The organism is Staphylococcus sp. AC872 (assembly GCF_979255425.1).
This window is the reverse complement of sequence record NZ_CEEDKW010000002.1, coordinates 399,317-417,672: the sequence shown is the minus strand read 5'-3', so window position 1 is coordinate 417,672 and position 18,356 is coordinate 399,317. Positions and strand designations below refer to the sequence as shown.

Genomic DNA, 18,356 nt, shown 5'->3' with positions numbered 1-18,356 from the left:
ATGAAATCTATAACATGACTAGCCCTTTTCTTTTTTATGCCATACTTGTTTAATTTTTTAACTTTGATTAGGATGCTTCCAAAGTATCTTAAGTTAATCAATGGAGACGAGTACCAAATAAAGAAGTAAAAGAAGCTAGTATTTTATATGGTTTTTTACGGCAGTTTACATACAACTTTATAATTTTAGTCAATTAATTAAATGTTTACAGGGGGGACTCCTTTTGGCTCAATCAAAAAATGAATTCTATCTAAGACGAATTCACTCGTTATTAGGTATTATCCCAATCGGTGCATTCTTAATTGTTCACTTATTGGTCAATCATCAAGCAACACAAGGGGCGGAAGCTTTTAATAAAGCATCAGGTTTCATGGAATCATTACCATTCTTATTGGTAGTTGAATTTGTATTAATCTATATTCCGCTGTTATATCATGGTTTATTTGGATTACACATTGCATTCACAGCAAAAGAGAATGTTGGACATTACTCTTTATTCAGAAACTGGATGTTCTTCTTCCAAAGAGCAAGTGGTATTTTATCTTTCATCTTTATCGCAGTGCACTTATGGCAAACACGTCTACAAAAGGCATTCTTCGGTAAAGCGGTTGATTATAATATGATGCATGAATATCTACATAATCCAGTATGGGCAATAATTTACATCGTTTGTGTTATTGCAGTTGTATTCCACTTTTCTAACGGATTATGGTCATTCTTAGTAACATGGGGTATTTTACAATCTAAAAAATCACAACGTGTCTTCACATGGGTATCGTTAATTGTATTTTTAATCATTTCTTATATCGGCGTATCAGCTATCATTGCATTTATGTAAAGAATACACATTAACTAGTCTTAGTTTTAATATTTCAGGGGAGTGACATTTCTATGGCAGAGAAAAAAATTATTGTTGTCGGTGGAGGACTTGCCGGTCTGATGTCAACAATTAAAGCAGCAGAAAAAGGTGCACATGTAGATCTATTCTCATTAGTACCTGTAAAACGTTCGCATTCAGTTTGTGCTCAAGGTGGTATTAACGGTGCGGTAAATACTAAAGGTGAAGGTGACTCACCTTGGATTCACTTTGATGACACTGTTTATGGTGGGGACTTCTTAGCAAACCAACCACCTGTCAAAGCGATGGCTGAAGCTGCGCCTAATATTATTCATTTATTAGACCGTATGGGTGTAATGTTTAGTAGAACAAATGAAGGTTTACTTGACTTCAGACGTTTCGGCGGTACGTTATATCACAGAACAGCATTTGCCGGAGCAACAACAGGTCAACAATTACTTTATGCATTAGATGAACAAGTTCGTGCTTATGAAGTAGATGGACTAGTAACAAAATACGAAGGTTGGGAATTCTTAGGTATAGTCAAAGATGACGATAATACGGCTAGAGGTATTGTTGCTCAAAATATGACGACTTCTGAAATTCAATCATTCGGATCAGATGCCGTAATTATGGCTACTGGTGGTCCAGGTATTATCTTTGGTAAAACAACTAACTCAATGATTAACACAGGATCAGCAGCATCAATCGTTTATCAACAAGGCGCTATTTATGCAAATGGGGAATTCATTCAAATCCATCCTACTGCTATTCCTGGTGACGATAAACTACGTCTAATGAGTGAATCAGCACGTGGTGAAGGTGGACGAATTTGGACATATAAAGATGGTAAGCCTTGGTATTTCTTAGAAGAGAAATATCCTGACTATGGTAACTTAGTACCTCGTGACATCGCGACACGTGAAATCTTCGATGTATGTATTAACCAAAAATTAGGTATCAATGGTGAAAACATGGTATACCTTGATTTATCACATAAAGATCCACATGAGTTAGACGTTAAACTTGGTGGTATTATCGAGATTTATGAAAAATTCACAGGTGACGATCCACGTAAAGTACCAATGAAAATCTTCCCAGCCGTACACTACTCAATGGGCGGTTTATATGTAGATTATGATCAAATGACAAATATTAAAGGTTTATTTGCAGCAGGAGAATGTGACTTCTCACAACATGGTGGTAATAGACTTGGTGCTAACTCATTATTATCAGCAATTTATGGTGGTACAGTTGCAGGTCCAAATGCAATTAAATATCTTGATGAAATTGAAACTTCATACACTGACCTAGATGATAGTATCTATGAAGCTCGTGTTAAAGAAGAACAAGAACGTTTCGATAAATTATTAAACATGCGTGGTAGCGAAAATGCATATAAACTTCACCGTGAATTAGGTGAAATTATGACAGCAAACGTAACTGTTGTACGTGAAAATGATAAATTATTAGAAACTGATAAGAAAATTCAAGAATTGATGAAACGTTATGAAGATATTGACATGGAAGATACACAAACTTGGAGTAACCAAGCCGTATTCTTCACACGTCAATTATGGAATATGCTTGTATTAGCACGTGTAATCACTATCGGTGCATATAACCGTAACGAATCACGTGGTGCACACTACAAACCAGAATTCCCAGAACGTAATGACGAAGAATGGTTAAAAACAACTATGGCTCACTACCAAGGTAGAACTGAAGCACCAAAATTCACTTATGAACCAGTTGATATTAGCTTAATTCCACCGCGTAAACGTGATTACACTAGTAAGTCTAAAGGAGGTAAAAAATAATGGCTGAACAATCAGTAAAAGACACTCCAGAAACTCAAGGTAATCAACCAGCACAAGATCAAAATAATCAACCTAAACAAAAAACAGTTAAATTGATTATTAAACGTCAAGATAATAGTGAATCAAAACCATATGAAGAAACATTTGAAATTCCTTACAAAGAAAATTTAAATGTCATTGCTTGTTTAATGGAAATTAGACGTAACCCAGTTAACATTAAAGGTGAAAAAACTACACCTGTAACATGGGATATGAACTGTTTAGAAGAAGTATGTGGTGCTTGTTCGATGGTAATTAACGGTCGTGCAAGACAATCTTGTTCTGCTATCGTTGATCAATTAGAACAACCAATACGTTTAGAACCAATGAGTACATTCCCAGTCATTCGTGACTTACAAGTTGATCGTTCAAGAATGTTCGACAACTTGAAACGTATGAAAGCTTGGATTCCAATCGATGGTACGTATGATTTAGGTCCAGGTCCTCGTATGCCTGAGAAAAAACGTCAAACAGCATACGAATTATCTAAATGTATGACTTGTGGTGTTTGTCTAGAAGTTTGTCCTAACGTAACTCAAAAAAATGATTTCGTTGGTGCGCAAGCTATTTCACAAGTACGTTTATTCGACTTACATCCAACTGGTGCTATGACTAAAGATGAACGCCTAGATGCTTTAATGGGTGCAGGTGGATTACAACAATGTGGTAATTCACAAAACTGTGTGAATGCTTGTCCAAAAGGTATTCCATTGACTACATCAATTGCAGCAATGAACAGAGAAACATCATTCCATATGTTTAAATCATTCTTTGGTTCTGACCACAAAGTTGACTAATATAGAATTTATAGGGGTACCCCTTTTAGGGGGTGCCCCTTTTTTATGTGTTGCTAGATGAAAACATCATTAGTGATTTTGTTCGAATTAATCAACACTTGAGTATGCTTATGATAAAATAAAAGTTAACTATTAAATAAGGATGTAAGACAATGAATAGACCAATTGGAGTAATAGATTCAGGTGTGGGTGGTTTAACAGTAGCTAAGGAGATTATGAGACAACTTCCTAATGAAACCATTTATTATTTAGGTGATATTGGAAGATGTCCATATGGGCCTAGATCAGGTGAAGAGGTTAAACAGTTCACAACTGAAATAGCACAGAAACTTGTAGAATTCGATATTAAAATGCTTGTGATAGCTTGTAATACAGCTACAGCGGTAGCATTAGAACATTTACAAAAAATATTACCAATCCCAGTAATCGGTGTCATTGAACCTGGTGCTCGTACGGCTATAATGACGACTAAGAATCAAAATGTTTTAATTTTAGGAACAGAAGGAACGATAAAATCAGAAGCTTATAGAAAACATATTAAACGTATTAATCCTAATGTAGAAGTATATGGTATTGCTTGTCCTGGGTTTGTACCTTTAGTTGAACAAATGAGATATAATGATCCGACAATTACCAGTATTGTGATACATCAAACCTTAAAACAATGGCGTAATAGCGAAGCAGATACAGTTATATTAGGATGTACACATTATCCATTATTATACAAACCTATTAATGATTATTTTGGTGGTAAAAAGACAGTTATTTCTTCGGGATTGGAAACAGCAAGAGAAGTCAGTGCTTTATTAACATTTAGTAATGAACATGCTAGTTATACACAACATCCGCCACATCGTTTCTTTGCAACTGGAGATACAATGCATATTGAAAATATTATTAAAGAGTGGCTAGGTATGGATACTAAAGTGGAACGTATTTCAGTAGGTTAAATGGAGGAATTATTAATGGAAGATATCGTAATAGCATCTAATAATAAAGGTAAGATTAATGATTTTAAAGCTATATTTCCTAACCATAATGTCATAGGTATTAGTGAATTAATTAAAGATTTTGATGTAGAAGAGACAGGAACAACTTTTGAAGAAAATGCTAAATTAAAATCTGTTGCAGCAGCTAAAGCTTTAAATAAACAAGTCATTGCTGATGATAGTGGTTTAGAAGTCCAAGCATTAAATGGTGAACCAGGTGTCTATTCTGCAAGATATGCAGGATTAGATAAAAATGACCAAGACAATATTAATAAATTATTGAAAAATATGGAAAATATTTCTGATAGAAACGCACAATTTGTATGTGTGATTAGTATGAGTGCACCAAATGGTGAGACGACCCAATTTAAAGGGACAGTAAAAGGCGAAATAACAACAGAACCAATCGGGGATCATGGATTTGGTTATGATCCGATTTTCTATGTACCTTCTTTAAATAAAACAATGGCACAATTGTCAGATGCCGAAAAGGCTAAAATTAGCCATCGAGGTCATGCTATAGAACAATTACAACAATTTTTAGCGGGGGAGAAAAATGAGTAAATGGATTATAGTTAGTGATAATCATAATGAAACAGGTATTCTGTACCAAGTGTATGATCAACATCAAGACGCAGATGTATTCCTTCATCTTGGAGATTCTGAATTTCAATATGATGACACAGAATTGAGCTTATATCATCGAGTTAAAGGAAATTGTGATTTTTATCCAGAATTTCCAGAGGAGCAATCTATTACACATCATGATGTTCGTGCATTTTATACACATGGACATTTGTATCAGGTCAATCAGACAAGAATGAAATTGGCTGAAAAAGCTAAGACTATTGGTGCGCAATTAGCATTTTACGGACATACACATGTTGCTAAATATGAAAATCTTGCCAACGTGCACGTGATTAACCCAGGCAGTATTTCACAATCAAGAAGTACTGTTGAAGAAACTTATGCAGAACTTATCATTGATGATACGACATTACAATGTACTTTGAATTTTAGAAATCGTGAAAATAAAGCGATAGATACAATCGAATTCAAACTAGAAAACAGTTAGGCATTCAATATTGCCTAACTGTTTTCTAGTTTGCATATAAAAATGTAATAAAAAAGAGTTGTAATCTCAGTAGATTACAACTCTTATTAGCGTCCTGGGAGGGATACTATAAACCTTATAACGACGGGTTTCATGGGCTTTCGGGTCCCTAATGGGTCCCTAAAAATCACATTGCACTTATTATTTGTGTTGCTTTTGCATCTTCTTCTTTGTATGTTTCTTCAAGTAAATGTGAATAAAATTCGGTAGTAACTGATATATTTTTGTGTCCTAGTCTTTTCGAAATGTAATATATAGAAATGCCTTTGGCTAGTAAATATGAACAGTGAGTATGACGTAAAGCATGTGAAGTGATTTCTTTGATACCTAGATTGTTACAATATTTTTTTAAACGTTTGTTAACTGCATTGTTTGTTAGTTCACCAAAGATAGTACCGTCAATTGTTCTAGGTAATTGATCAATAGATTTAATGATATAATTCATATCTTTTGGACTAATGGACACATAACGTGGAGATGAATCAGTTTTATGTTCATCAATATATATTTCGCTTTTAATTTGATTGATATATTCACGCTTTAGATTTAAAGCACCACTTATGCGACAACCAGTACAAATCATGATGAATAGTACGAGTGATGATGCGTTGTCTTTAGTCATCAAATACTGTTTTAACACTTCATAATCTTTTAGATTGATATACTTACTATATTCACTTTTATTAGGGTTATTAGCTCTATAATTAACCTTAAAGGTAGGGTTCTTTGCAATAAGCCCTTCGTATACTGCATCGTCTAATGATGTTCTTATATAGCCATTTAATTTTCTTATAGACTCTTTAGAATGATTTTTTGAAAATTCATTAATAAAATCTTGATAGTGATACCTGGATAAATCTTTCAGCTTTTTCTTGCCAATAGGGTGGTTATTGATATGTTCTATAGCAGCAGCGTAAGACTTATATGTTTTAGCTGTTACAGTCGATTTCTTAAACGTTTCACACCACGTTTTAAAATAGTCATACAGGGTTAAATTAGGTTCATAATCAATGCCTTGTTTTAACTCATTTAACTTATCTAATCCAGCAGAATTAGCTTCTCTTTTTGTTCGAAAACCTTTTTGTCTATACCGTTTACCTTCATACTTAAATTCGTATTGCCATTTTTTACCGTCATAACATCGTGTTTGCATGTTATCCCTCCTCAAAAAAGGTAAAAAATAATAAGGGTAGGCGGACTACCCTAAAAATGTAAAAAAGAGTATGTGAAAATGTACTCTTTTTTGAGTGTTAACAATAGAGAGTTAGAATCAACTAAATTCATTTATTTGCATTATATTTATTAGAATTGTTACCAAAATTATTAAAATAATAAAATATAAAATTATATAGATTAATATAATTTTAATAGTTAACTTCTTTTCTTGAATTTTCACAATTACATAAAGTGAATGTAGGAAAGTGATGGTAATTATGAAAATAATGCCGAAAAGAAAATAAAACATAATTTTAAAAGTCCTTTCTAGCAATCAAAATAAGATTTAAGGATTAGTGTTTAGTTGTTTTATCCTCTATTTTATTATTATCTTTAAGTACATTGTCTGCATGACGGTCGCAAGCAGATAATGATAAAGTTGCCATCATAATAACTGCTATAATAAATTTAAATTTCACAATAAACACCACCATATCATAAAATTAGATATCCTAGAAATGAGATTATACTTACAGCTAAAAAAGCCAATGAAATTGTTCTACATGTGTGTTTATAAGTTATCCCTTCAGTTTGTGATAAAAAGAAACTGAAAATAAATAAAAAAATGCTAATTAAAAATAAACCGATAATCACATAGATCAATGTATTCATCCCCTTAGATTAAGTTTATTTCATCTTGATCATATGCAGTAACTAAATGTGAATTATATAATTATAAAAAAATAAAATTATATAGTATTATCACGATAATAGAGATAAAAACTATGGTTAATACCGTCCACATGGTATAAGCTCTTTTGGAAATTTGTTCGTTCGCTTTTATAAGTTTATAAATATTGATGATTAACAAAATAATATTTACAATTAGTAAAATTAATAGGCATTCAATAACGAATGTCATCATCTACGCCTCCTTTGGACTTACTGTCTTTTTTCATCAATTTCTCGGGCGTATTTTTGTAATTTTCTGCGTGTTTTTATAATACTTTCCTTTTTAGGACGTGACTTCCTAAAAACATTACCTCTGTTAGTTCTCACGGTATAATAAATTTTCCTCAGTTTAACTTGATAATTAATTATTTTCATTCTACATTTCTCCTTTGTTTAAATATTTATATTAAAGCGTCACTAGGTCGCTTATTAATCAAAAATTTGGTAGTTATAAATAACTTTTCCAATTACTTCAATTTCATCTATAGAATCTAAATCATAAGAATTAGTTTTGAACTCATCAGAATAGCTTACCGGGTCTAAATGTAACTTTGTTTCAGTACGTCTAACACGCTTTACCGTGTATTCTCCACCTAAACGAAGTACTAGAATGTCATTACTATTCAACTTATAGTCTTGATTCTTTCTATAATCATGTACGATTATGTATGATCCGTTAGCCAAGATTTTGTTCATGCTATCTCCATTTACTTGCAAAGCAATACATTCGCTAGGTTTACGACCATTGAATGCAAAATTTGGTGCTTTAACTGATTCATTGTCAATTGTCATTTCTTCAAAATTACCTGCAGAAACTTTGCCATAATAAGGAATATCAACTTCGCCATCAAAATCTGGTAGTGTTGATTCTTCTACTTCACCTAAAAGATATCCTTTTGAAACATGGAATAAGCTAGATATTTTTTCAATCATTCCCATTCTAGGTTCGTTTTTACCGTTTTCCCACATTCTTATTGTGCCTTCCGAAACATCTAATTTTTTAGCCATTTCAACTTTCGACAGTCTATTATCTAATCTAATTTCTTTGATGGAATTTTTGAAAGCCATTTTAATTACCTTCCTTATATATGATGTTTTTGACACTTTTTATTATACTATGAAAAATCGTAATTGCAACACTTAAAATACGATTTTAAAAAATAAAATTACTAATTTCAAAAAAATAATTACGAAAAAAACTTGCAATCGTATTTATAATTCGATATACTCTAATCAGAGCTTAACAAGGAGGTCAAAAAATGAATCACATCAAACAGAACCTAAAATTAGATGAATGGCGCAAAAGAAAAGGTTATACTCAATCATCTTTTGCTAATAAATTAGGTATTTCACCATCAACATATAATTTTTGGGAAAACAATCCAGAAATGATTAAACCTAAAGATGCGTTTAAAATCGCTAATACTTTAGAAGTCTCAATCGATGAGATTATTTTTTTAAAAGACGAATCGTATTTTAAATACGTTTTAGTCGAAGAAAAAGAACACCAAACAACTTAAAGGAGGAAACCAAATGCAAGCATTACAAGAAATTCAAATTGAAAACAATACAGAATTAGGAGCAGTTGTTTCTAGTCGAGTAGTAGCGAATGAGTTAAATAGAACTCACAAAAATGTACTCAGAGGATTAGAGAAAATTTTAACCGGCTCAAATGTGAGCTCGTTAATCATTCCAAGCGAATATAAAGATTCTAAAGGAGAAAGTAGAAAAGAATACTTACTAACAAAAGACGGTTTCACTTTATACATGTTCAATATTCAAGGTCACAACGAATTCAAAATGACCTACATTAATAAATTTAATGAGATGGAGAACGAAATTCAAAATAGATTACCTGGAACATATAAAGAGGCGTTATCACAACTACTTCAAACAGTAGAAGAAAAAGAGAAGTTAGAACTGGAAAATAACATGAACAAACAGAAAATAGCCGAATATGAACCTAAAGCATCTTATCTAGATACTATCTTGAATAATAAAAGTTTGGTCACTGTTGGCCAAATTGCAAAAGATTACGGTATGTCAGCTCAAGCATTAAACAAACTACTTCATGATTTAAAAGTTCAATACAAACAATCAGGACAATGGTTACTTTACTCAAATATTCAAGAAAAAGGTTACACACATTCATCAACTACAGAAATTGAGCATAAAGATGGGAGTACATCAGTAAGAATGAATACCAAGTGGACACAAAAAGGACGTCTTTTCATCTATGAATTACTTAAAGATAACGACATCCTACCCACAATCGAACAAACAATTTAAAGGAGGAAAACAAATGCATGAACAAAATAAAAAAGTCATCTATTACTACTATGACGAAAAAAGCAATAGACGACCTTTAGGTGTAGATGATCAAAAGCAACTAAACTTTCTATTAGATGAAAAATGGATCGAGCATATAAAACGAGAATTTCCATTAACTATCAATAACTTATACATGCAACTAGATGGTAATGAATTTAAGTTAGATTAAATTTTTTAGATAGATATTGAAAAGCAAGCCTACTTAATAAAGTTACTGACATGCTCGATGTTTGTTTAGCAACACGTTTCACTTCATTCCAAGTTTCGTCATCGCGAATATTATCTAAGAATTCATGACCATAAAAAGTGATATTACCAATTTGATAGTAATTAATATTATTGTTTGCAACATCAACTCGTGCATCTAAAATGCCAGCTTCGTTTAATTTAGACAAGCAATATATTAATTCACTAAAATTATAATTTTTATATACTTCATAATCTTGAAAATTATATGTAACTAACATAGTTTCGAAAGGCTTCTTTTCTTCAATCTCTAATAATAAGTCTCGAATACAATCATGATTTAGTTTCATATTTATCCACCTCCTAATAAGGAGTATAGCAGAAAAAGTTATAAAAATTATAAACACCCACAATCGAACAAACAACTTAAAGGAGGAAATGGAATGAACGAAGAAAAATTAAAGATGCTTCTCTTACTACTTGAAGATGTGCCGAGAGACGACTGGAATAGATTAGTAAACGAAGTGAATAATCAATACAGTTACCAAGCTGACAAGGTAGGACTTGCCAGTGATAACTGCAAACAAATAGCGAATAACTATAAGCGCTATGGTTTTTAAGATGGATAAGGATTATTGTTATTCTTTTCATCTCTAACATTAATGTCGAAATACAAAACGTGATCTAAACTGACAACTCTATCTTTCGGCTGAATGATGTGTAGAGTTTTGTTTTCGGCATCTTTCCGACGTTCTTGCACTTTAATAACTTCGCCATTAATTAAATGTAAATCTAAAGAAATAACGTTTTCCATATCTAAATATTGACTGAGCAAACTTTTATGCATAAATCCACCTCCCTTCATAAAGGGATAACAACATTATACACGAAAGGAGTATCTAAGATGACACAAACTTTAACTGTATCTGTACCCATACCCGACACACACGTACTTGTCGCTAAAGATGAATACGATGAGTTAATAAATTACTCACTAGATCCAGTTTGGGACTTAAAAGAATTGAAACGCAAATTGAAAATGTCATCTGACGACACTATTAAAGACAGATTACTATTCAATCCTAAATTTGAGAAATTACTTAAAAAGCAAGGTATCGCACATTATCCAGATGAAAGTTTAAATCGTTGGAGATTCAACGCTAGAAAGATGAATAAGTTCATCGAAGAACATTTTGAAGAAATACACGGAAAGGGGAGATAAAAATGAAATCACACGACATAGCATTCTTAATCGCATTACTATCATGGATTGTACTATCACTAGCACTTACATTTGCAGGTGTCTACTTCACAACTGCATTAGGTATCGCAATGCAAATCAGTATTGCAGCGTTTGTGTTTTTCGAATATGAATTTTTTCAAATAAAAAAGACTGAATGCTAACGGCCATTAGCAGACAGTCGACACAAAGTATTTTTTTCAAATATATCTACTATTAATGTATCACGGAGGTACAAATGAAACAACATAAATTTAAACGAATGGCACATGATTTGATGGATTTGATACCAAACAATCGTTTTCAAGTTGACTATAAATACGATGTTATTTGGTTCTCACATTACCATACAAACGGTGTGAGCGTGCTTCAAATAGACAACACAATTCATTCAGAAGGTGAAATGCTAACCAATTTTGAACTAGCTAAAAAAGTAATCAAAGGAGAGTGTTTGATAGATGAGTAACATTTACCAAATTAACGATAAATTCTTATCAGTTTTAAATATGGCTGATGAAGATGTTGACCCACAAATCATACAAGACACATTAGACTCAATCGAATTAGAACTAAATGAAAAAGTAGATAACATTGTAGGACTTAAACGCAGTGTTGATTCAGATGTGGACGCTATTGATAAAGAACTTAAACGTCTACAAGAGTTGAAAAAATCAAAAGTAAAATTTTCAGACCGTTTGAAAGGTTATCTCTCTGACATGTTAGATCAACGACAGTTAGATAACTACAGAACATCTAAAAACTACATTTACAAACGTAAAAACGGTGCGAGTAAAGATGTAATAGATGAATCTAAAATACCTAAAGAATACTGGGTATCACAAGCACCTAAACTTAATTCAAAAATGCTCACTGATGATTTAAAAGCAGGCAAAGAAATACCAGGAGCTCAACTTAAACAAACAGTTAGTTTGGTGGTGAAGTAGATGACTGAATCAAATGTTGAACAATCTGACATACTGCAAGAGTTAGGTATAGAAGAGATTAATGAAGATACTCAAAACTATTATTCAATTATGGCATATGGTAAGTCCGGTACAGGTAAAACAACTCTAGCAACTAGAGAAAACAACGCATTTATTATCGATATCCACGAAGATGGAATTCAGGTAACGAGAGAAGGTTTTGTTAAGAAAGTTGATAATTATATCGCCTTTCGAAATACGATAGCGAGTATCGAAAAGATAGTAAATGCAGGTAGACAAAAAGGAAAGTTAATTGATGTGGTTGTAATTGAAACAGCGCAAAAATTAAGAGATATAACACTTACGCATGTAATGAATACACACCAAGTCAAAAAAGCAAGAATACAAGATTATGGCGAAACGTCTAAATTAATTGTTAATTCAGTTAGACATTTATTAAAGGTTAAAGACAAACTCGGATTTCACGTTGTACTTACAGGCCATGAAGGACTTAACTCAGAGGATAAAGATGAAAACGGAAAGATTATTAACCCTAGAATATCAATTGAAGTACAACCAGCAATACACAATAACTTAGTAACTCAGTTTGACATTATAGGACATACATTTATAGAAGATCATACAGATGAGAATGGAAACGCGACACATGATTATGTGTTTTCTGTAGAACCTTCTAATTTATACACAACTAAAGTTAGACATAATCCGCAAGTAACAATCAATAATCCGAATATTAAAAATGCTTCAATTTCAAAAATTGTAGATATGGCACAAAACGGAAACTAAAAAACTAAAAGGACGGTAATTAATTATGAAAAAAAATGACATAACACATCAACCACCAGAAGCAGTTGATGTAGTTAAATTAATTAAAATTATTTGTCTGAAAGGTAATGGTAACGAAGATCCTATTAGGAAAGTTGAAAGATATTATGACTTAAATGGCACATTTATATTTGAAAAAAGCATTTAATCTTTATTAATAAATTCATTTGCTTCAGAAATACTAATTTCTAAACTTACTAAAGCCGTTAAAGCGTGTAAAAATTTCTTTAAGTCTTGTACATCTTTATCAACGTGTTTTCTAACATAATGTGTTTCATCATTTCCAATCCAACTAGCTGCACGAGCTAAATTATTAATTCTTATATCATCAATATCAGAAATGCATTGTCCAAGTTGTTGGGTTGATACTTTAGACTCATCTTTGTCTTTGCATTTAATTAAATAATCTTTAACAAGAAATTCAATTGCTTTTCTATAACCAATACCAGCTAAATGATCAAATCTTAAAGCTTCTGCATTTGAACTTTGAGTAATAATATTTTTGAATTCTTGACTTATTTCATCAATTTCACTTGGATATTCGAACAATGTCTCAGGCATAGGTTTTTCATTATCCATTTTAAGTTCAGCAATGGAACCTCCCGGTGTGAAATTAACCTTATAGGTTTGCAAAAAATGCTTATTACAACTAGGGCATTGTAGAGTTATTGACACTGGAAAATATCTATTACTTGTATCAAATGGAGTTGAACTTAATATAGACGGACTTATCTTAGATTTACACCAAGGACAATAATTTGGTAACTCTATCTCATACTTTCCGTGTGCACTTCCTTGAGTATTTAACAACAGAATTTTGCGTTTCAAAAATATCACTCACTTTCAAAAATTAGAATTAAATATATTATACAAAAATAACATAAAGGACGGTAATCAATTATGAAAATTTCAGGACAAGCTCAATATATTAAAGAAACAAATCAAGAAAAGTTCTATAACGGTACAACAGGTTTTCAAGCTGGAGAATTCACAGTAAAAGTTAAAAATATTGAATTTAATGATAGAGAGAATAGATATTTTACAATCGTATTCGAAAATGATGAAGGTAAACAATACAAACACAATCAATTTGTTCCACCTTACAAATATGATTTCCAAGAAAAACAATTGATAGAACTACTAACTAGATTAGGCATTAAATTAAATCTTCCAAGTTTAGACTTTGATACTAACGAATTAATTGGAAAACCGTGTCATTTAGTTTTGAAATGGAAATTCAATAAAGATGAAGGTAAATATTTCACTGATTTTTCATTTATTAAACCTTACAAAAATGGAGAAGGAATAATTAATAAACCGATCCCTAAAACCGAAAAGCAAAAAGCTGAAGAGAAAAGCAATTCACAACAAACGCCAATGACAAGCCAAGATAACCCGTTTGGTAACAATGACCCATTAGGTTATGAAGATGATTTAGCATTCTAGGATGTGATTAAATGCAACGCATTACAAGATACCAGCGAGATAACGACGGTACTTATTCCGTCGTTGCTACTGGTGTTGAACTAGAGCGAAGTCACATAGATTTATTAGATAACGGTTACTCACTTAATGCAGAAGTGGAAGTGCCGGATAACAAAAGATTGTCTATTGAACAACGTAAAAAGATTTTTGCTATGTGCAGAGATATTGAAATGCATTGGGGAGAACCAGTGGAATCACTAAGAAAAAGGTTTCAAGCAGAACTTGAAATAATGAACGGTTATGAAGAAATAAGTTTACGAGATTGTTCTATGAAAGTAGCTAGAGAATTAATTGAATTGATCATCGCATTCATGTTTCATCATCAAATACCTATGAGAGTAGAGACAAGCAAGTTACTAAGTGGAGACCAGGCAATGTTGTATTGGGCAACTGTTAATCGTAATTGTGTGATATGTAGTGCTCCAGGTAGTGACTTAGCTCATTACGAGACAGTAGGTAGAGGTATGAACAGGAATAAGATGAATCACTACGACAAGCATGTACTAGCTTTATGTAGACGCCATCATTCAGAACAACATGCGATTGGTGTTAAATCGTTTGATGAAAAATACCACTTACAAAACAGTTGGATCAAAGTTGATGATCGTCTTAATGCGATGTTGAAAGGAGTAAAAAATGGTAGATAGATTTGATGTAGGAGAACGTATAAATGAGCGAAGAACTCGATTAGGAATGACACAAAAAGAATTAGCTAGTAAAACTGACACAACTAAATCAACAGTTCAAAAATGGGAGTCTGGTGTTCATTTACCTAAAAAAGAAACAATACCTAAAATAGCCGGAATTCTAAAGTATAGCGAAGAATACCTTCTGTATGGAAGTGACAGCAATGAGTAAGTTATTAATAGACGATTACCCAATATTAGTTTTGCCTAAGTTAGCTACAGAAATCGGATTAAACGAGGCTATTGTACTTCAACAGATTCACTACTGGTTAGGAAGTAGCAAACACATACATGATGGATTTAACTGGATATATAACAGCTATAAAGAATGGGAAGAACAATTCCCTTTTTGGAGCAATGTAACAATACGTAGAACGATCACAAGTTTAGAAAAACAAAACCTAATAATCACAAGCAATTACAATAAAGCGGGTTTCGACAAAACGAAGTGGTACACAATCAACTATTTAGAGCTTGAGGGTGTGAGCAAACGAGTTGCTCAAAATGAGCAAACGATGTGGTCAAAAAGAGCAAATGGATTTGCTCAAAATGAGCAAGTCGAACAGCTCAAAATGAGCAAACCAATACCAGAGACTACACAAGAGACTACTTCAGAGACTTCTTCAAGAGATATATTGTCGGGCGACCCGACTGCTTCTCCAATTCCCTATAAAGAAATTATTGGTTATTTAAATGAAAAAGCAGGCAAACAATTTAAACATAATACCGGTAAAAGCAAAAGATGTATTGAAGCAAGATGGAATGAAGATTTTAGATTAGATGACTTTAAAAAAGTGATAGATATAAAAACATCAGAATGGTTAGGAACAAGCCAAGAAAAATATCTAAGGCCCGAAACATTATTTGGCACTAAATTTGAGGGATATCTCAACCAAGAAACTAATACACAACCTAACAACCCATACGCTAACGCATTTGAAAATGCACAGCCATTGGATATGGAAAATCTACCGTTTTAAAGGAGTGATGAGATGGAGGCTTTCCAGAACCTAGCAAAGCAAGCAGGTTTTAAGAACAAGATAGTTAAGCAGGAATTTGGTTTGAAGTGCAATGACTGTGGTCGCACATATGACTATTACGAATTTGATAACGGTCAAGTCGTTAAAGATGGTTGTGACTGCGACATGATTGCACTAGCCAAAGAATCTACAGAAAATTATCGAAAGAAACAACGCAAGTCAAAAGCAGAAAAGATATTTAAACAATCTATAATAAACGACAATTTAGCTCAAGTTACATTTGAGAATTACCAACCTACATCAGAAAAGCTAAATTATGCTAAAGGTTTGTGTCAAAGGTATGCCCAAAACTTCACGTTAGACAATAAGCAATCACTATTAATTCAGGGCTCGTTTGGTACAGGTAAGTCACACTTATCAATGAGTATTGTTAAAGAAGTTAAATCAAAAGGCTACACGGTGCTTTATATGAACGTCCCTCAACTTATATCAACTATCAAAAATACTTACAACAATAGAAATGGTATGACTGAGCAAGAATTAGCACAAATCATTAGTGATGTTGATCTAATGGTGTTTGATGACTTCGGTATCAACATGAATGAATTCGCGACAAGTAAGATGTTCGAATTAGTCGAAAGTAGAGTAGGAAAACACAATATATTTACAACTAACCTAGATGAAAAAGAAATGACTAGAAATAAAGATATGCAACGTATATTTAGCAGAATTATGAGTAATACAACGCTAATCAAAATGGACGGTCAAGATTACAGAACAAGGGGGCTTAAATTTTGATTACATTACAAGAAATCAAACAAAATCTTGAGTGTTCTGATGTGTATGCTCAGAAACTCATAGACGACGCACAGGGCGACGAAAAGAAGTTAGAAGATACTTACTATAGAAAACTTGCAGAACGTCGTATACGTCCTGCTGTTGTCGAATATTAGGAGTGTTATAAATGGCAAAGGAAAAATATTACCTATATAGAGCTGATGGCACAGAAGATATTAAGGTCATCAAGTACGAAGATAACACCAATGAGGTTTATTCGCTTACAGGAGCCCATTTTAGCGACGATAAGAAGATTATGACTGATAGTGAGCTAAAACGGTTTAAGGCCGTGCATGGGCTCTTGTATGAGCAAGAACTAGGATTACAAGCGAATCTATTCGAATATTTGTAGAGGTGGCACATGAGTAAATACAACGCGAAGAAAGTTGAATACAAAGGTATTACATTTGATAGCAAAGCTGAATGTAAATACTTTCAACAATTAGAGAAACAAAAAGAACTAGGTATGTTTGATCGCATCGAATTACAACCTAAATTCGAATTGCAACCAAAATTTGATAAACAAAGACCAATTGTATATGTAGCAGATTTTGCGTTATGGAAAGACGATAAATTACTAGAAGTCATTGACGTCAAAGGTATGGCTACTCCAGAGGCAAAGTTAAAAGCGAAGATGTTCAGATACCAATATAGAGATGTGTATCTAACATGGGTATGTGAGGCACCTAAATACACTGGTCAAGAATGGATAGGTTATGAAGATTTGCAAAAAGTGAGACGTCAACGCAAGAAAGAGAAAGGTTGATGAGATGGAACATCAAGTAAGAATTAATTTTAAAATCACAGGACATGTAAACACGTTCATACCAGTAGGTAAACATGAAACGTTAGAAGATAGATTGCAAGACAAAATTAACGAGTTAAGAGAGTGTCCAAACGATATTTTAGAACTAGATATAACAATAGATGAGTCAGAGGTGGAGTAAATGGTTAAGTTAAGAAAAAGAATGAAAGATGAATACGGCAACTTATATTTTTTGATGAGAATTATGTATCAAAATGTTGAGGTGCCAGCAGAAATATATGAGCTAGCAAATAAAAACGGATTGAGCAATTATGATTTGAGACGAAGAATTATAGAAAACGGTTTTGCAGTAACACAGTATGTTGTTAGACCATTAGCAGACAAAACAGTTAAACCACTGATTGAAGAAGATAATGAACGTGAACAACGTATCGCTACAAGAGAAGAACAAGAAATACGTAGAAAGAAACCACATTTGTTCAATGTTAAGCAGAAACACACACGTAGTAAGTATTTGCAAGGTTTAATGGACAATAACGCAATAGCTAAATTAAAAACCGACTCATACGGCAGAGTACAAAGGGGATAAGCG

The 18,356-nt window shown here is 32.7% G+C and carries 32 protein-coding genes; 26 read left to right on the top strand and 6 right to left on the bottom strand.

From position 1 onward, the window contains the following. The first annotated feature begins 223 nt into the window (after window positions 1-223). From ACZ267_RS05000 to ACZ267_RS04975, 6 genes are all read left to right on the top strand, one after another. Window positions 224-838 (top strand): succinate dehydrogenase cytochrome b558 subunit, encoded by a 615-nt coding sequence (locus tag ACZ267_RS05000; protein WP_002466009.1) that lies wholly within the window; start codon window positions 224-226, stop codon window positions 836-838. Between the two features lie 53 nt (window positions 839-891). Continuing rightward, a complete protein-coding gene (gene sdhA / locus ACZ267_RS04995) occupies window positions 892-2,658 on the top strand; it encodes a succinate dehydrogenase flavoprotein subunit (RefSeq protein WP_002450644.1) in 1,767 nt (588 codons plus the stop codon). Continuing rightward, window positions 2,658-3,494, top strand: coding sequence for a succinate dehydrogenase iron-sulfur subunit (sdhB, locus tag ACZ267_RS04990; protein WP_015365172.1), 837 nt, complete (start codon window positions 2,658-2,660; stop codon window positions 3,492-3,494). The genes sdhA and sdhB overlap by 1 nt, the downstream gene beginning before the upstream one ends. Window positions 3,495-3,646: 152 nt before the next feature. Beyond that, complete coding sequence (gene racE, locus ACZ267_RS04985; protein ID WP_002466008.1) at window positions 3,647-4,444, top strand: glutamate racemase; 798 nt, start codon at window positions 3,647-3,649, stop codon at window positions 4,442-4,444. 15 nt (window positions 4,445-4,459) lie between these two features. After that, entirely contained in the window at window positions 4,460-5,047 is a 588-nt protein-coding gene (locus tag ACZ267_RS04980) for an XTP/dITP diphosphatase (protein ID WP_002466003.1), read from the top strand. Further along, window positions 5,040-5,558, top strand: a complete 519-nt coding sequence (locus ACZ267_RS04975) for a YfcE family phosphodiesterase (protein ID WP_002466007.1) — start codon at window positions 5,040-5,042, stop codon at window positions 5,556-5,558. Before ACZ267_RS04980 ends, ACZ267_RS04975 begins: the two co-directional genes overlap by 8 nt. A gap of 166 nt (window positions 5,559-5,724) precedes the next feature. Here the strand turns inward: ACZ267_RS04975 and ACZ267_RS04970 are convergent, their stop codons facing one another. The 3 genes from ACZ267_RS04970 to ACZ267_RS04960 form a co-directional block, all read right to left on the bottom strand. Next, window positions 5,725-6,750 (bottom strand): tyrosine-type recombinase/integrase, encoded by a 1,026-nt coding sequence (locus tag ACZ267_RS04970; RefSeq protein WP_058714806.1) that lies wholly within the window; start codon window positions 6,748-6,750, stop codon window positions 5,725-5,727. A 355-nt stretch (window positions 6,751-7,105) separates the two neighbouring features. Then, on the bottom strand, window positions 7,106-7,231 hold the full coding sequence (locus ACZ267_RS04965) for a hypothetical protein (RefSeq protein ID WP_257875483.1): 126 nt from the start codon (window positions 7,229-7,231) through the stop codon (window positions 7,106-7,108). Window positions 7,232-7,913: 682 nt separating this feature from the next. After that, on the bottom strand, window positions 7,914-8,552 hold the full coding sequence (locus ACZ267_RS04960) for an XRE family transcriptional regulator (RefSeq protein WP_046464317.1): 639 nt from the start codon (window positions 8,550-8,552) through the stop codon (window positions 7,914-7,916). A gap of 191 nt (window positions 8,553-8,743) precedes the next feature. Here ACZ267_RS04960 and ACZ267_RS04955 point away from each other — a divergent pair, with 191 nt between their 5' ends. Genes ACZ267_RS04955 through ACZ267_RS04945 form a run of 3 tightly spaced genes read left to right on the top strand, consistent with a single transcriptional unit; the run spans window position 8,744 to window position 9,984 of the window. Next, window positions 8,744-9,004, top strand: a complete 261-nt coding sequence (locus ACZ267_RS04955) for a helix-turn-helix domain-containing protein (protein ID WP_046464318.1) — start codon at window positions 8,744-8,746, stop codon at window positions 9,002-9,004. Window positions 9,005-9,017: 13 nt separating this feature from the next. Further along, window positions 9,018-9,773 carry a phage antirepressor KilAC domain-containing protein gene (locus ACZ267_RS04950; RefSeq protein ID WP_079449197.1) on the top strand — a complete coding sequence of 252 codons (756 nt, stop codon included), beginning with the start codon at window positions 9,018-9,020 and terminating at the stop codon, window positions 9,771-9,773. Between the two features lie 13 nt (window positions 9,774-9,786). Beyond that, a complete protein-coding gene (locus ACZ267_RS04945) occupies window positions 9,787-9,984 on the top strand; it encodes a hypothetical protein (RefSeq protein ID WP_079449196.1) in 198 nt (65 codons plus the stop codon). Here ACZ267_RS04945 and ACZ267_RS04940 read toward each other — a convergent pair. Further along, window positions 9,971-10,351, bottom strand: coding sequence for a DUF2513 domain-containing protein (locus ACZ267_RS04940; RefSeq protein WP_463680290.1), 381 nt, complete (start codon window positions 10,349-10,351; stop codon window positions 9,971-9,973). The two genes, ACZ267_RS04945 and ACZ267_RS04940, sit on opposite strands and share 14 nt — an antisense overlap. Window positions 10,352-10,444: 93 nt before the next feature. Between ACZ267_RS04940 and ACZ267_RS04935 the strand changes: the two genes are divergently transcribed. Next, window positions 10,445-10,621, top strand: a complete 177-nt coding sequence (locus tag ACZ267_RS04935) for a hypothetical protein (protein WP_165489105.1) — start codon at window positions 10,445-10,447, stop codon at window positions 10,619-10,621. Here ACZ267_RS04935 and ACZ267_RS04930 read toward each other — a convergent pair. After that, the gene (locus ACZ267_RS04930; RefSeq protein ID WP_050969579.1) at window positions 10,618-10,848 is read right to left on the bottom strand and encodes a hypothetical protein; all 231 of its coding nucleotides are present in this window, start codon (window positions 10,846-10,848) and stop codon (window positions 10,618-10,620) included. The genes ACZ267_RS04935 and ACZ267_RS04930 overlap by 4 nt on opposite strands. A gap of 57 nt (window positions 10,849-10,905) precedes the next feature. On the opposite strand from ACZ267_RS04930, the gene ACZ267_RS04925 reads away from it, so the two are divergent. The 6 genes from ACZ267_RS04925 to ACZ267_RS04900 all read left to right on the top strand — a co-directional run bounded on the left by ACZ267_RS04925 (window position 10,906) and on the right by ACZ267_RS04900 (window position 13,158). Then, window positions 10,906-11,223: a DUF771 domain-containing protein gene (locus ACZ267_RS04925; protein ID WP_015365164.1), complete on the top strand. Its 318-nt coding sequence runs from the start codon at window positions 10,906-10,908 to the stop codon at window positions 11,221-11,223. A 2-nt stretch (window positions 11,224-11,225) separates the two neighbouring features. Next, window positions 11,226-11,405, top strand: a complete 180-nt coding sequence (locus ACZ267_RS04920; protein ID WP_079449194.1) for a DUF1270 family protein — start codon at window positions 11,226-11,228, stop codon at window positions 11,403-11,405. Between the two features lie 74 nt (window positions 11,406-11,479). Further along, window positions 11,480-11,707: a hypothetical protein gene (locus ACZ267_RS04915; RefSeq protein WP_015365162.1), complete on the top strand. Its 228-nt coding sequence runs from the start codon at window positions 11,480-11,482 to the stop codon at window positions 11,705-11,707. After that, window positions 11,700-12,185 carry a siphovirus Gp157 family protein gene (locus ACZ267_RS04910; RefSeq protein WP_079449193.1) on the top strand — a complete coding sequence of 162 codons (486 nt, stop codon included), beginning with the start codon at window positions 11,700-11,702 and terminating at the stop codon, window positions 12,183-12,185. The genes ACZ267_RS04915 and ACZ267_RS04910 overlap by 8 nt, the downstream gene beginning before the upstream one ends. Next, on the top strand, window positions 12,186-12,971 hold the full coding sequence (locus ACZ267_RS04905) for an AAA family ATPase (protein ID WP_015365160.1): 786 nt from the start codon (window positions 12,186-12,188) through the stop codon (window positions 12,969-12,971). 25 nt (window positions 12,972-12,996) lie between these two features. Beyond that, window positions 12,997-13,158, top strand: coding sequence for a hypothetical protein (locus ACZ267_RS04900; RefSeq protein WP_164978474.1), 162 nt, complete (start codon window positions 12,997-12,999; stop codon window positions 13,156-13,158). Here the strand turns inward: ACZ267_RS04900 and ACZ267_RS04895 are convergent. Then, window positions 13,155-13,838 carry a hypothetical protein gene (locus ACZ267_RS04895; protein ID WP_340081564.1) on the bottom strand — a complete coding sequence of 228 codons (684 nt, stop codon included), beginning with the start codon at window positions 13,836-13,838 and terminating at the stop codon, window positions 13,155-13,157. The two genes, ACZ267_RS04900 and ACZ267_RS04895, sit on opposite strands and share 4 nt — an antisense overlap. 72 nt (window positions 13,839-13,910) lie before the next feature. On the opposite strand from ACZ267_RS04895, the gene ACZ267_RS04890 reads away from it, so the two are divergent. The 10 genes from ACZ267_RS04890 to ACZ267_RS04845 are packed head-to-tail and all read left to right on the top strand — an operon-like array spanning window position 13,911 to window position 18,353. After that, the gene (locus ACZ267_RS04890; protein WP_011276639.1) at window positions 13,911-14,456 is read left to right on the top strand and encodes a hypothetical protein; all 546 of its coding nucleotides are present in this window, start codon (window positions 13,911-13,913) and stop codon (window positions 14,454-14,456) included. Window positions 14,457-14,467: 11 nt separating this feature from the next. Then, window positions 14,468-15,142 (top strand): putative HNHc nuclease, encoded by a 675-nt coding sequence (locus ACZ267_RS04885; protein ID WP_015365158.1) that lies wholly within the window; start codon window positions 14,468-14,470, stop codon window positions 15,140-15,142. Next, the gene (locus ACZ267_RS04880) at window positions 15,132-15,353 is read left to right on the top strand and encodes a helix-turn-helix domain-containing protein (RefSeq protein ID WP_015365157.1); all 222 of its coding nucleotides are present in this window, start codon (window positions 15,132-15,134) and stop codon (window positions 15,351-15,353) included. Before ACZ267_RS04885 ends, ACZ267_RS04880 begins: the two co-directional genes overlap by 11 nt. Next, window positions 15,346-16,161 carry a conserved phage C-terminal domain-containing protein gene (locus ACZ267_RS04875; protein WP_079449192.1) on the top strand — a complete coding sequence of 272 codons (816 nt, stop codon included), beginning with the start codon at window positions 15,346-15,348 and terminating at the stop codon, window positions 16,159-16,161. Before ACZ267_RS04880 ends, ACZ267_RS04875 begins: the two co-directional genes overlap by 8 nt. 12 nt (window positions 16,162-16,173) lie before the next feature. Further along, on the top strand, window positions 16,174-16,959 hold the full coding sequence (locus tag ACZ267_RS04870) for an ATP-binding protein (protein ID WP_079449191.1): 786 nt from the start codon (window positions 16,174-16,176) through the stop codon (window positions 16,957-16,959). Next, window positions 16,956-17,114 carry a hypothetical protein gene (locus ACZ267_RS04865; protein ID WP_186293611.1) on the top strand — a complete coding sequence of 53 codons (159 nt, stop codon included), beginning with the start codon at window positions 16,956-16,958 and terminating at the stop codon, window positions 17,112-17,114. Before ACZ267_RS04870 ends, ACZ267_RS04865 begins: the two co-directional genes overlap by 4 nt. An 11-nt stretch (window positions 17,115-17,125) precedes the next feature. Next, window positions 17,126-17,350 carry a DUF3269 family protein gene (locus ACZ267_RS04860; RefSeq protein ID WP_079449190.1) on the top strand — a complete coding sequence of 75 codons (225 nt, stop codon included), beginning with the start codon at window positions 17,126-17,128 and terminating at the stop codon, window positions 17,348-17,350. A 9-nt stretch (window positions 17,351-17,359) separates the two neighbouring features. Then, on the top strand, window positions 17,360-17,764 hold the full coding sequence (locus ACZ267_RS04855) for a DUF1064 domain-containing protein (protein WP_079449189.1): 405 nt from the start codon (window positions 17,360-17,362) through the stop codon (window positions 17,762-17,764). Between the two features lie 4 nt (window positions 17,765-17,768). Beyond that, complete coding sequence (locus tag ACZ267_RS04850; RefSeq protein WP_171991410.1) at window positions 17,769-17,945, top strand: hypothetical protein; 177 nt, start codon at window positions 17,769-17,771, stop codon at window positions 17,943-17,945. Next, window positions 17,946-18,353 carry an SA1788 family PVL leukocidin-associated protein gene (locus ACZ267_RS04845; RefSeq protein WP_079449188.1) on the top strand — a complete coding sequence of 136 codons (408 nt, stop codon included), beginning with the start codon at window positions 17,946-17,948 and terminating at the stop codon, window positions 18,351-18,353. Window positions 18,354-18,356: the final 3 nt, after the last annotated feature.